The organism is Neisseria sp. 23W00296, assembly GCF_044772855.1.
In the GTDB taxonomy this organism is placed as follows: Bacteria; Pseudomonadota; Gammaproteobacteria; order Burkholderiales; family Neisseriaceae; genus Neisseria.
The window spans coordinates 1,999,274-2,014,014 of the sequence record NZ_CP173024.1; the positions used below are offsets into that span (position 1 = coordinate 1,999,274).

Sequence of the window (14,741 nt, forward strand, 5' to 3'; positions counted from 1 at the left end):
TCCCGTCAAAGGAAAACCCCATGACCCCCTTGGCCAAAGGCGTTGCCCTGTGCCTGCTTTCGCAAATCCTGTTTGCCGTGCTTTACCTGTTCAGCCACTGGATGCGGCCGATAAGCGGCACCGGCGTGTTCGCGCTGCGGATGCCCGCGATGGCGGCGGGGCTGTGGCTGATGGCGCTTTACGCCGTCGGCGCGCGCGTGATGGCGTCTTTCGCCCTGCGCCTGTGGCGCGGCGGCTGGAAAACGCAACTGCTGTTTCTAATCGGAACTGTCGACGTCGGCAGCCAGTTTTGGCTGTTTATGTGGGCACCGGTCAACGGCGAGGGCGTGAACGTGGCGACGGGCTATTTCCTCTTTCCGCTGGTGATGGTGCTGGTCGGTCGGCTGTGGCGCAAGGAGCGGCTCGGCCGCCTGCAAACCGCCGCCCTCGCCTGCGCGGCCGCGGGTGTGGCGCACGAATTGTGGGAGGCGGGGTCGTTTTCGTGGGCGACACTGTGGGTGTGCGGCCTCTATCCCGTGTATTACGTCAGCCGCGTGGCGATGAAAACGCCCGCTTTGCAGGGGCTGACGCTGGATTTGACGCTGCTGACACCGTTTGCCCTGTGGCTGCTGGCGCCGGGAAACATGCCCGCGCTGGTGGCCGCCGAACTGCGCTATTGGCCGCCGAACTGCGCTACTGGCTGTTGGTGCCGCTCCTGGGGCTGTTCAGCGCACTGTCGATGTCGGCCAGCCTGAAAGCGGGGCAGCTTCTGCCCGTGAGCCTGTTCGGCATGTTGAGCTACGTCGAACCTGCCCTGCTCTTTCTCGCCGCCGTGCTGGTGCTGCACACGCCCGTGCCGCCCTCGTCCTACATCACCTACGGCCTGATTTGGGCGGGACTGCTCCTGCTGGCGGCACACGGCTGGAACAGTTTCAGACAGCCTCCCGTGCAGGCATAAGGCCGTCTGAAAGCCGATACGGCGGCAAAGGCAAACGAAAGGCCGTCTGAAACCCAGAAAACGGGCTTTCAGACGGCCTTTTGCCTCTCCAACCTGCCGACGGTCGGTTGCCGGGATGCAGCGAGGCGGACGGATTACCGATACGGATACAGCCAGTTTAAGCGTAGCGCGCTTACGGTTTAAAGGCCGTCTGAAACCGATTAGGGATTTTCAGACGGCCTCTGTGATACGGAGTTTAATCAGGGAATTTGTCGGGGTATTTGGGTTTCCAGTTGTCGACAATATTCATGACAAAATCACGATGCTCTGGGTGAAGTTCAATAAAACGCAGACAGGCTTCTTTGGCATAGCGGAAAAATTGGCGTTCGGTCAGATATACCCTATGGTCTTCATCATCATAACAAACAGCAAAACATACTAAGCCATTATGAAAATGCATCTCCTGATAAGGACTTTCCCAATCTGGATAATATCCGTAACAACCTTCAATAGAAAAATCACCATATTGCTGCATTAGTTTCTGTATAGCTTGTAAAAAATATCCATCCAAATAGATACGATTAAGGTATTCTATAATGGTAATTTCTAAAAAACTGGGCATTTCATTAAACTCAATAAGTTTATAGTTTAATATATTTGTTTTTTTATAAGTAAGTTTATTCTGGATGAACATTTTCAATTACTCCTGTTTTTAATTTTGTTCTTGGATTAATCCCCATATACATTATGAATTTAATTCCATTAAACTCTACATTATGCATATAGCCTACTTTGTTCATTGCTTCTTCATACCCTTTCTCAGCCGCTTTCTTCGCCATCTCAAACATTTCCTTGTCCGAATACTTTGCAGGATCGTAAACGGTTTTGAGGCTTGATGTCTATTTATTCAGACAAAAATTTCCAAGAGTTCTCCACAACAAATAATTCTCTCTCTATTCCGATTCTCTTCATACTCTTTGTATACCTCATCAAGATATTCAAAAAAACTTAAATTAGTACACCTCACTTTTTCTATGTTTTCATTATAATGATATACTAAATTATTCATTTTTTTTTGTTATTAAGAAATAGTATTGAGTTTCACCCTCTAAAGAAAAGCAAAATATTTTTCCTAAAAAATCAAATGCACCAATACCTTGTAATTCATCAAACAGTTTCGCCTGAAACATAATTTGCGTACGCACACTCCAATAGGATCGATATAAAATGATGGGATCGTCATTCAAACCCCCCCCTGAGCATCTTCCGGCTAACAGCATAAAATCTCTAAATTCTCCATTTATACTGACATTGTATAGCGCTTCAATCTTCTTAAGCTCATATTCAGTATAGCCAACTACATTACCCAGTTCAGATTGACGTTGTTTGATTAAGTTCATTACTCTGCTATTGTCCATTATGGATTCACTCCTGTTGTTCCATGATAAATAGTTATATCCATATCAGGGTTTTGCATACCCAATCTACTAATGGGAACACCTCCTTTTTCTCCTTGACATCGTTCGCAAACACCCGCACTACTTTTTGATGTATTTTGTGCAGAAATTTCTACTTTGGCGTTACTTCCGCCGTAAACAACTATAGGTTGGAAAACGATCTAACAAACCAGACTCCGGATCAACCTGAAAGTTAGGGCTAAAGCCAGCCTATGCTTAGCTTATTTAGACAAAGATTTCCAAGAGTTCGCCACGGCAGATAACATGCTCTTTTTTAGATTCTTCTTCATACATATGATCTAGATACTCGAAAAGAGTCAAGCACGTACATTCAACGCTTTCTTCATTTTCATCATAGCAATAAACTAAATTATCGTTATGTTCTGTAATCAGATAGTAATATCTACTCTCATTTTCCCAAGAAAAACAGAATGTTTTAGCACTTTTTCCTACATATTTATATGCTCTTGCATTTAGCAAGAAATCCAGAAGTTTTATTTGGAATAATATTTGCGTTCTAACATCCCATGCTGGCCTATATAGGATAATTGGGTCATCACCAACGACTCCTCCTGAGCAACGGCCAGCTAACAGCATAAATTCCCGAAATTGCCCTTGTATATTGATATTGTATAAAGATTCAATTTTTTTTAATTCATGAATACTGTAACCAATAACATAAGGATTATTATCTACCAGTTTTTGTAACGTGCTGATAAATTTGTAGCTACTCATTAAGGGTTCACTCCCGTTGATCCGTGGTAAAAAGTTATATCCATTTCTTGATTTAGCTTACCCAGTATACTGATGGGTGTCTCACCTTTTGCACCTCTGCAATATTCGCAAGCTCCCAGCTTATCGCGAGATGTATTTTGTACAGCAATCTCTACCTTAGCATTAGTACCACCATAGGTTTCATTAATGTGGCTAGCTAATTTTATTTCAGCATGATTGAAGTTTTCAGCAGATTTTTTACCATTTTCTGCTGTACCAAGCGAACCACTATCACGCCTAATAACTTCATATTCAACATTATTTATTGTTACTTCATCAGGAGAATTACCTTTCCAACTTGAGCCACTAACACCCAAATAATGCTTGGTTTCTCCATTAATAGTTACTCGCGCAGCAGCAATACTAATATCTCTAGTATTATTTGAAGCCACCCAAAAAGTTAATTCATGCCTTAAAGCATCCACATCAATAGATGTTCCTTTAACCTCAGAAAGCCCTTTAACACGAATATTAGGCACATTGGTTTCAAAATAGTCTCCATCGCGCGGATGCCCTCCATCATGGTTTCCCAATCCATTACCAGCGCCATTGCCACCGTTATTGCCACTCAAACCATCGTTATGGATGCCGCCCGCACCGCCGTAGTTTCCTGACGGATTGCCGCTGCTGCTGTTGCCGCCGTTGTGGCTGCCGTGTCCTGCCGACGGGCGGCTGCCGTAATGGCCGCCGTGGGTGTACGGGATACCGGGTCTGCGGTTCGGCAGTGCGGTGTGGCCGCCGGAGTGGCCGGGATGCAGGGAGGCGGACGGATTGCCGATGCGGATACAGACGGTTTAAGCGTAGCGCGCTTACGGTTTAAAGGCCGTCTGAAACCGATTGGGGATTTTCAGACGGCCTCTGTGATACGGAGTTTAATCAGGGAATTTGTCGGGGTATTTGGGTTTCCAGTTGTCGACAATATTCATGACAAAATCACGATGCTCTGGGTGAAGTTCGATAAAACGCAGACAGGCTTCTTTGGCATATCGGAAGAATTGGCGTTCGGTAATATCAACCCAATCCCCTTCATCATCACAGTTATCAATTCGTATCATACCCTCTTCAAAATGGTATTTTGAAGAAGGGTCATTCCAATCAGGATAATTAGCAGAAGTGTATTCATGTGCATAACTATCATAATTTTTCATAATATTCACAATAAGATCTAAAAAGTCACCAAAAAAATATGCATGATTAAAAAGTTGCGATGCAGCTTCTTCTTTAGGATCATTACTAATTCTATTTTTAGGAAATAGAAAATCAACTTTATCTTGTTCCCTCCCAAATGGCACATAACAATTATTTTTTTGTAGGAAAGACATGTTTTATTACTCCTGTATTTTGTTTAATGCCAAAATCATCTTTTTATATAATCCATATAACCATAAAAGTCTATCCCATTAAACTCCGAAGAAAACTCCTGCTTATTCATCCGCATAGTTTCTTCATATTTTTTTAATGCAGCTTGTTTACCCATCTCTACCATTTGCTCATCGGAAATTTTAGCAGGATCATAAACTGTTTTTGGAATTTTAATATCTTTATATCCAACAACCTCCTTCTTATGATTGTAGATTGGAACCCTATAATAAATATGAGAAATACCATCTATATCCGATAATTCTTTTCTACTAATTAGATCTTCAACGGTCATTTTCCCATGGGGGTCGAGTGCCGCCAGTCTTTCCAGCTCTTTCATAAAGTTATCCTGATTGTGCCCGCCTTTGATACCGTTTCTATCGACACCATCCACATTGGCCAGATGGCGTTCCAAATCAGGGTTAAACCTAATATCGGGCGGCGGCGGGGGAGTGCCCTTGCCATCGCCACCCTTGCCGCCATTGCCTGCTCCGTCTCCGTTGAAACTACCGCCAGAACCATCGTTATGGATGCTGACTGTGCCGTTGTAGTTTCCTGACGGATTGCCACCGTTGTGGCTGCCGTGTCCCGCCGACGGGCGGCTGCCGTAATGGCCGCCGTGGGTGTGCGGGATACCGGGTCTGCGGTTCGGCAGTGCGGTGTGGCCGCCGGAGTGGCCGGGATGCAGGGAGGCGGACGGATTGCCGTGCGGGTTGCCGCTGCTGTGTGGGTTACTGCCGTGCGGCTTGCTGTGGTTTTCGCCATGCGGGCTGCCGCGGTTCGGGTGCGGGTTGCCGCCGTGGGGCGACCCCGATCCGCCGTGCGGTATGTCGCCGTGCGGGCTTCTGCCTTTTCCGGCATGGGGAATTTTGCCTTTGCCGAAGCGGCCGGGCACAACATTGGCGGCTGTTTCGGTACCGGCAAGGGCAAGGGCGACATAGGCCTGTTTTTCGGCGTCGCTGCCTGCCCAGTTGTTCATGTCGTTTTTGACTTGCCCGATTTGATTGCCGATGCTCTGCGATACATCGTCGGGAACGACGGTATTCCATGCAGCTCCGAAGAGCGGATTGATGCCTGAGGCATCGCCGGCATAGTTGGCAATGTGGTTAAAGCCGCGCAGGGCTGCGGCCGTTTTGTTTGCCGTATTGCCTTTCCAGCTGAGGGTGGGATCAAACGGGCGGAAGATAAGGTCTATTTCCCTTGTTCCAGACTCTATCAGCTTCTGCCCCTGCTCCGATTCGTACCGTTCCAGCCGGTTTAATCCCTGACTGACTGCCTGTACATATTCGTCGGGATGTTTGCGTGTGAGGCTTGCGCCTTTCGCTACGGCAAGCGCTTCGGGCGGCATGCCGTAGCCCATTTTAATCAGGTCGTCATAAGAGAAGCCTAATTTGACACCGTCGATGTGATAGTCGCGGAGCAGTCTTTCCGCTTGGGCAACACCCCTTGCCGCTGCTGCCGCATCAGCCTCTGCGCGCATGCCATCGGGCAGGGCGTTTTCCGTCTGCTCCCGCCGTTTCTCCGCGCCTAGCCCCGGCTCGACCGAGGGCTGGCAGGCGCCGGCAAAACAGGGGGCTTTTTCGGGCTCGACCAGGCGGCTGCGGCTGGCTGTACCGCTGACGGAGTAGCTGTAAACATCGCGCGCGCCTGTGGGGGCGGGATAGCCGCCGCCCGCTGCACCGTCGTAGCCATCGGCAGGATGCACCATTGAGCCGCTGATGCTGTACACATAGTTGGCTGCGCCGTAGCCGTCGGCCGCAGCCGCTCCTTTATTCCCGCCGTTGCGCACCGCGCTATGGTCAAACGGGGAGTGATCCTGCCAGGGATGGCTGCGGAAGCGGGTTTCGTAGCCGTAGTGGCCGCCGAAGCTGACATACTCGGTCTCGATATTCCCCGCCCGCATGGAAGATGAGGCAATAATGCCGAGATTGCCGTGGCGCTCTCTCACGTTGCCGCGTGCGCCGCCGAACAGGTGGTTTTTTCCGCCCGGTTCGTAGCTTTTTTTATCGACGAGTTTGAGTATGGCGGGATCGGTTGCCAACGGCTGTGCCGTTGCCTGCGCGGCTGCGCCGAACAGGGCGGAGGCTGCAAGCAGGATGGCGGCCAGTTTTTGTTTAAGGGCGGTTTTCATCATTTGTCTCCCGTTTGCGCAGGGTGGCATTGTCGGCTGCGCCTGTGCCTTCGGCCGCGTCTTCTGCTTTCGCATTCTGCGGATAGGACGGGGGGGTGCCGTTTTCGTACTTGCCGTAGGGGGTGATGTCGGAGAAGCCGACCATCAGGCCGTCTGAAGCTTTGACGTTTTTCTTCACGCTGTACGGCCCCATCCACAGGGTGTATTTCTCCTGATAGGCGGCTTCGTAGGCGGAAGTTTTCGGGGGAATGACGATGCGGCCGGTTTTTCTGTCGACGGCAAAATATTCGAGCTTGGTTTGCGCGCGCAGGGTTTCGGCGTTGTAGAGGTGCAGTTCGGTGCGGCTGCGGATGGTGCCGAATACGTCGACATTGACGAATACGTCGGTGTCTGCCGCTTCGGCGGGGACGATATCGAGGCCGCGCAGGAAAAAGACGGTCTGCACGAGGCCGCTGAGGTAGGCGGCATCGCGCGGGTTGGTGGTGAGGGTTTCGTTGCGGTAGCCGCCCAAGCCGTTGATGCCGAGGCCGAGGTTGCCGCTGCTGCCGGCGCCGCGCGAGCGGGTGAGGCTGTGTGCGGGGGCGTTGAGCACGGAAAGGGAACGGGTGGTGCTGTCAAGGCCGCTTGCCGAAGTGTCGGCGCGGGTTTGGTAGCTCGGATAGGTGTGGTCGGTGCGGGTGTCGGGGCTGTTGGCGTATTCGCCGCGTATCAGGGCGTCGATGGAATATCTGCCGCCGGTCATGCTGCCCGAGCCCTGGTCACCCATGGCGGAGATGTGGACGGCCGTCCTGCGTCCCTGCAATGCGGCGAGATCCATTTCTTTTACCGCCGCACGGGCGGAGGCGGCGACCAGCTCTTGCTCGACGGCAAAGCGTTTGCCGCCGCCGTGGGCGGGAATGCCGGTGAGTGTGCCGCAGGCGGAGAGCAGCAGGGAAGCTGCGGCGGAAAGCAAAAGTTTGCAGTGCATTTTTTATCCTTTACAAATAAATCTGTTGTGTAATTCTTTAGGCAGAAACGTATCGTTTTTAGTAAAGATTCGGATTCTATTTATTCCGTATGGGTTTGTAAACGGAATAATTAAAGGCCGTCTGAAACCCCGAAAACGGGCTTTCAGACGGCCTTTTGCCTTTATGCCGCGCCGCAGAAGGGCTAAAATGCGCGCTTTTTGCAACTTACGCACGAGAGCCCGCCGCCATGAGCAAAACCGTCCATTATCTGAAAGACTACCAAGCCCCCGCCCATTCCGTTTCGCAAACCGATTTAACCTTCGACATCGGCGACGATTACACCGAAATCACCGCCCGCCTGTCCGTGCACACCGAACGCGCGGGTGCGCCGCTGGTGCTCGACGGCTCGGCCGAACTCGTTTCCTTCAAAATCAACGGCGCGGATGCCGCCTATGTTCTCGAAAACGAAAAGCTAACCGTCACCGCGCCGCCTGCGGGCAGCTTCACCGTGGAAACCGTTACCCGCGTGCGGCCGTCTGAAAACAAAACCCTGATGGGTCTGTATGAAAGCGGCGGCAATCTTTACACACAATGCGAGCCCGAGGGCTTCCGCAAAATCACGTTTTACCCCGACCGTCCCGACGTGATGGCGGCGTTTACCACCACCATTGCCGCCGATAAAAAACGCTATCCCGTGCTACTGTCCAACGGCAACAAAACCGACGGCGGCGAGCTTGCAGACGGCCGCCATTGGGCAAAATGGCAAGACCCGTTTAAAAAACCGAGCTATCTTTTCGCTTTGGTTGCGGGCGACTTGGTCTGCACGGCCGACCGTTTCGTTACCCGCAGCGGCCGCGAAGTGGCGATTGAGTTTTTCACCCGCAAGGAAGACGCAGGCAAGGTGGGCTTCGGCATCGAGTCACTGAAACACGCGATGAAGTGGGACGAAACGCGCTTCGGCCTCGAATACGATTTGGACATCTACATGGTTGTAGCCGTGGGCGACTTCAACATGGGTGCGATGGAAAACAAGGGCTTGAACATTTTTAATACGTCCTGCGTTTTGGCCGACAGCCGCACCGCCACCGATGCCGACTTCGAGCGCGTCGAAGCCGTGATTGCCCACGAGTATTTCCACAACTGGACGGGCAACCGCGTAACCTGCCGCGACTGGTTCCAGCTCTCGCTGAAAGAGGGGCTGACGGTGTTCCGCGACCAAGAGTTTTCCGCCGACCGTGCAAGCCGCGCCGTGCGCCGCATCGAAAACATTTCCCGCCTGCGGACGTTCCAGTTTTCCGAAGACGCGGGGCCGATGGCGCATCCGGTGCGCCCCGCCAGCTATGAGGACATGAACAATTTCTACACTATGACCGTGTATGAAAAAGGCGCGGAAGTGGTGCGCATGTATCACACCTTCCTCGGCGAAGAAGGCTTCCAAAAAGGCATGCAGCTCTATTTCCGACGCCACGACGGCCAAGCCGTTACCTGCGACGATTTCCGCGCCGCGATGGCCGATGCCAACGGCTTCGATTTCGAGCAGTTCGCCCTCTGGTACAGCCAGGCAGGCACGCCGACGCTCGATATCACAGGCCGTCTGAAAGACGGAAACTTCGTGCTCACGGTCAAACAAACCGTGCCGCCCACGCCCGACATGACCGACAAACAGCCCATGCAGATGCCGCTCAAAGTCGGCCTGCTCGACAGCGCGGGCAAGTCCCTGACCTTCACATACGGCGGCAAAACCCTGACCGAGGCCGTCTTAACCGTCAGCCGCGCCGAAGAAGAATTCGTCCTCGGCGGCGCGGACACCGCAGCCGTACCCTCGCTCGTGCGCGGCCTCTCCGCCCCCGTCCACCTGCGCTACCCCTACAGCGATGCCGACCTCGGCCTGCTGCTCTCTTTCGACCCCGACCCCTTCGCCCGCTGGGAAGCCGGACAAACCCTGTTCCGCCGCGCCGTGGCCGCCAACATCGACGCCCTCGCCGAAAACCGCCCGCTGCCCGCGCACACCGCCCTGCTCGAAGCCGTCGGCCGCGTACTCGCCGCCGACATCGACCCCGCCTTCCGCACCATCCTGCTGGCCGTACCCGCCGAAGCCGAGCTGTGGGCGGACATGGAAAACATCGATCCCCTGCGCGTCCACCACGCCCGCGAAGCCCTGCTCGACCTGATTGCCACCGCCTTCCAAAACGAGTTCGCCGCCCTCAACCAAAAAGCCCGCGCGCAGGAAGAACAGTGCCCCAACCCCTACGAATACGCGCCCGAACCCGCAGGCTGGCGCGCCCTGCGCAACGTCTGCCGCGCCTTCATCCTGCGCGCCGACCCCGCGCATATCGCACAAGTGGCGCAAAACTATCCCGAAATGGCAAAAAACATGACTCACGAATGGGGCATCCTCAGTGCCGCCAACCACAACCCCAGCCCCCTGCGCGGCACCCTGCTCGACAACTTCGCCGCCAAGTTCGCCGACCAGCCGCTGGCGATGGACAAATACTTCTCGCTGATCGCCGCCTCGCGCCGCGCCGACACCCCCGCGCAGATTCAGACGGCCTTGCAGCACCCCGGCTTCAACGCGCAAAACCCCAACAAAGTGCGCGCCCTCATCGGCGGCTTCACCCGCAACATCCCGCACTTCCACTCCGCCGACGGCTCGGGCTACCGCTTTTTGGCCGACAAAATCATTGAAACCGACCGCTTCAACCCCTCGCTGGCCGCCGGCCTCGCCCGCGCCTTCAACATCTGCCGCCGCCTCGAACCCGCGCGTCAGGCTCTGATGCGCGGCGAACTCGAACGCATCGCCGCCGTGGCAAACCTGTCGTCGGAAACCGGCGAAATCGTCGGCAAAATCCGTTTGAGTTTGGACAAATAGCTTGGACAAATAAGACACAGAGGCTTTGCCGTGCCGAAAGGCCGTCTGAAAACAAAAAAGCAGCCCGTAAAGGCTGCTTTCTCTGTGGCGCGTTACTCAGTGATCCGACGCTTCCGCCGCGCCGATGCCTGTCATCGAGCGCACGTATTGGGCGTCGAAACCGGCTTTGTCCTGCGCGGCCTGCTCGGATTTGTCGAGCACGGAAACTATCCACGACACGACAAAGGCCAGCGGGATGGTAAACAGCGCGGGGTTGCCGTAAGGGAAGATGGCGCTTTCGTTGTGCAGCACGCTCACCCACACGGTGGGGCCGAGCACGATGAGCACCAGCGCGCCGATGAGTCCCGCAAAGCCGCCGGCCACCGCGCCGCGCGTGGTCAGCCCTTTCCAGAACATGCTCAGCATCAGCACGGGGAAGTTGGCGGATGCGGCAACGGCAAAGGCCAAGCCCACCATAAAGGCGACGTTTTGGTTTTCAAAGGCAATGCCGAAGATGATGGCGAGCACGCCCAAGCCCAAAGTGGCGGCGCGGGAAACGCGCATTTCTTCTTTCGGCAGAGCTTTGCCTTTGCGGATTACCGAAGAGTAAATATCGTGGCTCACCGCCGATGCACCCGACAGGGTCAGCCCGGCCACCACCGCCAAAATGGTGGCGAAGGCCACGGCGGAAATAAAGCCCAACAGCAGGTTGCCGCCGACGGCTGCCGACAAATGCACCGCCGCCATATTGGTGCCGCCGATCATTTCGTACACAGTTTTGCCGTCTTTCACCACCGCTTTGAAAAACTCGGGATTATTGGTCAGGAAAATAATCGCGCCAAAGCCGATGATAAAGGTGAGCAGGTAGAAATAGCCGATAAAGCCGGTGGCAACGACTACCGATTTGCGCGCTTCGCGGGCATCGGGCACGGTGAAAAAGCGCATCAGGATATGCGGCAGGCCGGCGGTACCAAACATCAGCGCCAAGCCGAGCGAGAGCGCGTCCACCGGATTTTTCACCAAGCCGCCGGGCGCGAGTATCGCCTCGCCGCTTGCATGCGTATCGACCGCTTTTTGAAACATCGCCTCCATGCTGAAACCGCTGGCATACAGCACCATAAACGACATAAACGTTGCGCCGCCCAGCAGCAACACGGCTTTAATCATCTGCACCCAAGTCGTCGCCAGCATGCCGCCGAACAGCACATAGGCCACCATCAGCGCACCGACAATCAGCACGGCAGACAAATAATTCATGCCGAACAAAAGCTGGATCAGCTTGCCCGCGCCCACCACCTGCGCAATCAGATACAGCATCACCACCAACAGCGAACCGGAAGCCGCAAACAGGCGCACCGGCGTCTGTTTCAAGCGGTAGGCCGCCACATCGGCAAAGGTAAACTGCCCCAAGTTGCGCAGCCGCTCGGCCACCAGAAACAGCACCAGCGGCCAGCCGACCAGAAAGCCCGTCGAATAAATCAGGCCGTCGTAACCGGTGGTGAACACCATCGCCGAAATGCCGAGAAACGACGCGGCCGACATAAAGTCCCCCGCAATCGCCAGCCCGTTTTGAAAGCCGGTGATGCCGCCGCCTGCGGTGTAAAAGTCTTCGGTGGAACGGTTTTTCGTCGCCGCCCACTTGGTAATCCACAGCGTCGCGCCCACGAAGATGAAGAACATAATCACAGCCGTCCAGTTGGTCGCCTGCTTCTCCACCTCGCCCGAGAACGCCTCAGCCCACAGGACACCCGAAGACAAAGCCGCCAGAGCGGCAAACAGAAATTTATTTTTCCCCATCATTTTTCTCCCTCCTGCGTTTCGCGTACCGCTTTTTGCGTCATTTCTTCAAATTTGCCGTTGGCCAGCCAGACATAGATCAGCGTAATCACAAACGAAAACACAATCACCAGCATCCCGATCCAGATGCCCCAAGTGGTTACCCCGTTGGGATTCACCTTAGCCGCCAGTACCTGCGGCGCCGTGCCGATTGTCCAGATAAAAGCCACATACACGGCGAAAATAGCGGCGGAAAAGCCCCAGCCCAGCCATGCTTTCTGTTTGGCCATCGAACGGAAGGCCGGATGCGCCAGCACCTTGGCCGCCCGCTCTTTTTCCGCGGCATGGTTTCGAGTTTGCGCTTTACTCATCGGTTTGCTCCTCTTTGAATATCAGTTTTCGGGTTTTTGCCGGAAGAGGCCGTCTGAAAGCCCCGTGTCCCGACATGCGCGGTTTATAAACAAGCCCGCCCGCCGCAGGCTAATTTTTTTTTCTGATGCCCTGCATCCGCTGCACAAATACCTTCCAAATATCCTTTTGATTTTATTTCTGTTTTCTCAAAACAAGCCTCACCATTCCGCTGCCGTTTTTTGTTAAAAAACGAAAAGCGGGCAGGCAAAAGGCCGTCTGAAAAACGTGAACAAACCTTTCAGACGGCCAAAAACCCGATGGGCTTGTACCATCGGGTTTTGCGTTGCCGTTTCTGATTTTACGGCGCGGTTTCGGCGTGCGAAGCCTGCCTGCGGTACGGTCTTACTCCGCTTTGCCCACGCCTTTGTCCAAGCCTTGGGTCAGGCCGTTGATGTCGCTGCCGTTGAGGCCGAGTTCTTTCAACAGGCCGTCAACCAGCGGGGCTTGGCTGCGGTAGCGCAATGCACTGTTAACCATTTGGTCGGCGAGGCTGCCTTGGGTTTGGCCGTCTGAAACGCTCTCGCCCGCCGCGCCAAGCGCGCCACCCAGGCCGTTGACCTGCAGAATTTTGATGCCGTCGATGTTTTCCATCGGGCGCACGGATTCGCGGATGATGTCGGGCAGGTGTTTCAACAGCGCGAGGCGGATTTGCATCTCGATTTGCTCCACGCTCAACACGTTGGCCGCTTCGTTTACCGCGCGTTTGCCCTCGGCATCGACTTTGTACTGCTGCTCCTGCGCCTGCGCCAGCAGCACTTTGGCATCGGCTTCGCCCTTGGCTTTGAGACGGAACTGCTCGGCTTCGGCTTCGGCGGCGATACGCAGCGCTTCGGCCTTGTCCTGCGCGGCCTGTTTCTCGGCTTCGGCGGCGACGGTTACCGCGATGGCTTCGCGCTGGGCGACTTCGGCGGCGGCAATCAGCTCCACCGCTTTGGCACGCTCGGCGCGCTCGGTTTCGCGCACGGTAATCACGCTTTCTTCTTCGCGCACGGCGGCGGCGCGGGCTTTGTCGGCTTCGGCTTTGGCTTCCGATTCGGCGCGGGATTTTTCGGCCACGGCGATGGCTCTGTCCTGCTCGGCCAGCTCGATGGCTTTGCGCCGCTCGACTTCGGCCTGCTCCACGGCCTGCGCTTTGCGGATGTCTTCGTTTTTGATGTCGCGCTCGGCGGCGATGCGTTTCAAATCCACTTCGCGCGCGGCGGCGATTTTGGCTTCTTCGGCTTCGCGTTTTTTCGCCGCTTCCTGCTCGGCAATGCCCGCCTCCTGCTCGGCGCGGCGCACGGCGATTTCGCGCTCCTGCTCCAGCTTGGCGTATTCTTCTTCGCGGGCGATTTTCAGGCGTTGCTGCTCGGCTTCGAGATTTTTGGTTTTTATCGCCAAATCGGTTTCCTGCTCGATGTCGTTGCGTTTTTTGCGGCGGCCTTCGATGGTTTCGGTGAGCTTGGTCAAGCCTTCGGCGTCAAACGCGTTTTGCGGGTTGAAAAACTCGAAGCTGGTCTGGTCAAGGCCGGTGAGCGATACGGTTTCCAATTCCAGGCCGTTTTTAAACAAATCTTCGCTGACCACCTGCTGCACTTTCTGCACGAAATCAACACGTTTTTCGTGCAGCTCTTCCATCGCCATTTCGGCGGCCACGGCGCGCAGGGCATCGACGAATTTGCCTTCGACCAAATCTTTCAACTCGTCGGGCGACATGGTTTTCATGCCCAAAGTCTGCGCGGCGGTGGCGATGCTCTCGGCGCTGGGTTTGACGCGCACATAAAACTCGGCCATCACGTCCACGCGCATACGGTCGCGCGTAATCAACGCCTGCTGCGCCGCGCGGCGCACTTCCAGTCGCAGCGTGTTCATGTTGACGGGGATAATTTCGTGCAATACGGGCAACACCATCGCGCCGCCGTTCATAATCACTTTTTCGCCGCCAAAGCCCGTGCGCACAAACGACACTTCCTTGCTGGCGCGGCGGTAGAGACGGGTGAGTATCAGGCCGAGCACAAACAGGGCGGCGAGAATAACGCCGGCAATGATGCCGATGGAAACTAAAGTCATGGGTTTTCCTTTTGTTGCGGTTGTCAAAATGCCTTGCGGCGGCGGGGTTCAGGCTGCCTTGTTTTGAAGGCCG

The 14,741-nt window shown here is 54.6% G+C and carries 14 protein-coding genes; 3 read left to right on the plus strand and 11 right to left on the minus strand.

The window, feature by feature from the left end; genetic code table 11:
• The first annotated feature begins 20 nt into the window (after positions 1 to 20).
• Both ACG2K1_RS09955 and ACG2K1_RS09960 read left to right on the plus strand, forming a co-directional pair.
• Positions 21 to 734, plus strand: coding sequence for an EamA family transporter RarD (locus tag ACG2K1_RS09955; RefSeq protein WP_395429136.1), 714 nt, complete (start codon positions 21 to 23; stop codon positions 732 to 734).
• Entirely contained in the window at positions 719 to 937 is a 219-nt protein-coding gene (locus tag ACG2K1_RS09960; RefSeq protein ID WP_009427430.1) for a hypothetical protein, read from the plus strand. Before ACG2K1_RS09955 ends, ACG2K1_RS09960 begins: the two co-directional genes overlap by 16 nt.
• Positions 938 to 1,172: 235 nt before the next feature.
• On the opposite strand, the gene cdiI (ACG2K1_RS09965) is transcribed toward ACG2K1_RS09960, so the two are convergent.
• The 8 genes from cdiI (ACG2K1_RS09965) to ACG2K1_RS10000 all read right to left on the minus strand — a co-directional run bounded on the left by cdiI (ACG2K1_RS09965) (position 1,173) and on the right by ACG2K1_RS10000 (position 7,604).
• Positions 1,173 to 1,610: a ribonuclease toxin immunity protein CdiI gene (cdiI, locus tag ACG2K1_RS09965; RefSeq protein ID WP_009427432.1), complete on the minus strand. Its 438-nt coding sequence runs from the start codon at positions 1,608 to 1,610 to the stop codon at positions 1,173 to 1,175.
• Positions 1,594 to 1,755 (minus strand): hypothetical protein, encoded by a 162-nt coding sequence (locus ACG2K1_RS09970; RefSeq protein ID WP_157058161.1) that lies wholly within the window; start codon positions 1,753 to 1,755, stop codon positions 1,594 to 1,596. The genes cdiI (ACG2K1_RS09965) and ACG2K1_RS09970 overlap by 17 nt, the downstream gene beginning before the upstream one ends.
• A 222-nt stretch (positions 1,756 to 1,977) precedes the next feature.
• A complete protein-coding gene (locus tag ACG2K1_RS09975) occupies positions 1,978 to 2,316 on the minus strand; it encodes a hypothetical protein (protein ID WP_395429138.1) in 339 nt (112 codons plus the stop codon).
• Positions 2,317 to 2,598: 282 nt separating this feature from the next.
• Positions 2,599 to 3,108 carry a hypothetical protein gene (locus ACG2K1_RS09980; RefSeq protein ID WP_009427435.1) on the minus strand — a complete coding sequence of 170 codons (510 nt, stop codon included), beginning with the start codon at positions 3,106 to 3,108 and terminating at the stop codon, positions 2,599 to 2,601.
• On the minus strand, positions 3,108 to 3,680 hold the full coding sequence (locus ACG2K1_RS09985; RefSeq protein WP_157697485.1) for a hypothetical protein: 573 nt from the start codon (positions 3,678 to 3,680) through the stop codon (positions 3,108 to 3,110). Before ACG2K1_RS09985 ends, ACG2K1_RS09980 begins: the two co-directional genes overlap by 1 nt.
• Before the next feature lie 339 nt (positions 3,681 to 4,019).
• Positions 4,020 to 4,469, minus strand: a complete 450-nt coding sequence (gene cdiI, locus ACG2K1_RS09990; protein WP_157697487.1) for a ribonuclease toxin immunity protein CdiI — start codon at positions 4,467 to 4,469, stop codon at positions 4,020 to 4,022.
• A gap of 35 nt (positions 4,470 to 4,504) precedes the next feature.
• The gene (locus tag ACG2K1_RS09995; RefSeq protein WP_395429139.1) at positions 4,505 to 6,640 is read right to left on the minus strand and encodes a MafB family polymorphic toxin; all 2,136 of its coding nucleotides are present in this window, start codon (positions 6,638 to 6,640) and stop codon (positions 4,505 to 4,507) included.
• Positions 6,621 to 7,604 (minus strand): adhesin, encoded by a 984-nt coding sequence (locus tag ACG2K1_RS10000; RefSeq protein WP_094030865.1) that lies wholly within the window; start codon positions 7,602 to 7,604, stop codon positions 6,621 to 6,623. Before ACG2K1_RS10000 ends, ACG2K1_RS09995 begins: the two co-directional genes overlap by 20 nt.
• A 227-nt stretch (positions 7,605 to 7,831) precedes the next feature.
• Here ACG2K1_RS10000 and pepN point away from each other — a divergent pair, with 227 nt between their 5' ends.
• Entirely contained in the window at positions 7,832 to 10,453 is a 2,622-nt protein-coding gene (gene pepN, locus ACG2K1_RS10005; RefSeq protein WP_395429140.1) for an aminopeptidase N, read from the plus strand.
• A 96-nt stretch (positions 10,454 to 10,549) separates the two neighbouring features.
• On the opposite strand, the gene ACG2K1_RS10010 is transcribed toward pepN, so the two are convergent.
• The 3 genes from ACG2K1_RS10010 to ACG2K1_RS10020 all read right to left on the minus strand — a co-directional run bounded on the left by ACG2K1_RS10010 (position 10,550) and on the right by ACG2K1_RS10020 (position 14,668).
• Entirely contained in the window at positions 10,550 to 12,232 is a 1,683-nt protein-coding gene (locus ACG2K1_RS10010; protein ID WP_395429141.1) for a cation acetate symporter, read from the minus strand.
• Positions 12,229 to 12,579: a DUF485 domain-containing protein gene (locus tag ACG2K1_RS10015; protein ID WP_009427442.1), complete on the minus strand. Its 351-nt coding sequence runs from the start codon at positions 12,577 to 12,579 to the stop codon at positions 12,229 to 12,231. Before ACG2K1_RS10015 ends, ACG2K1_RS10010 begins: the two co-directional genes overlap by 4 nt.
• Positions 12,580 to 12,961: 382 nt before the next feature.
• Positions 12,962 to 14,668 (minus strand): flotillin family protein, encoded by a 1,707-nt coding sequence (locus tag ACG2K1_RS10020; protein WP_094030866.1) that lies wholly within the window; start codon positions 14,666 to 14,668, stop codon positions 12,962 to 12,964.
• Positions 14,669 to 14,741 lie beyond the last annotated feature (73 nt).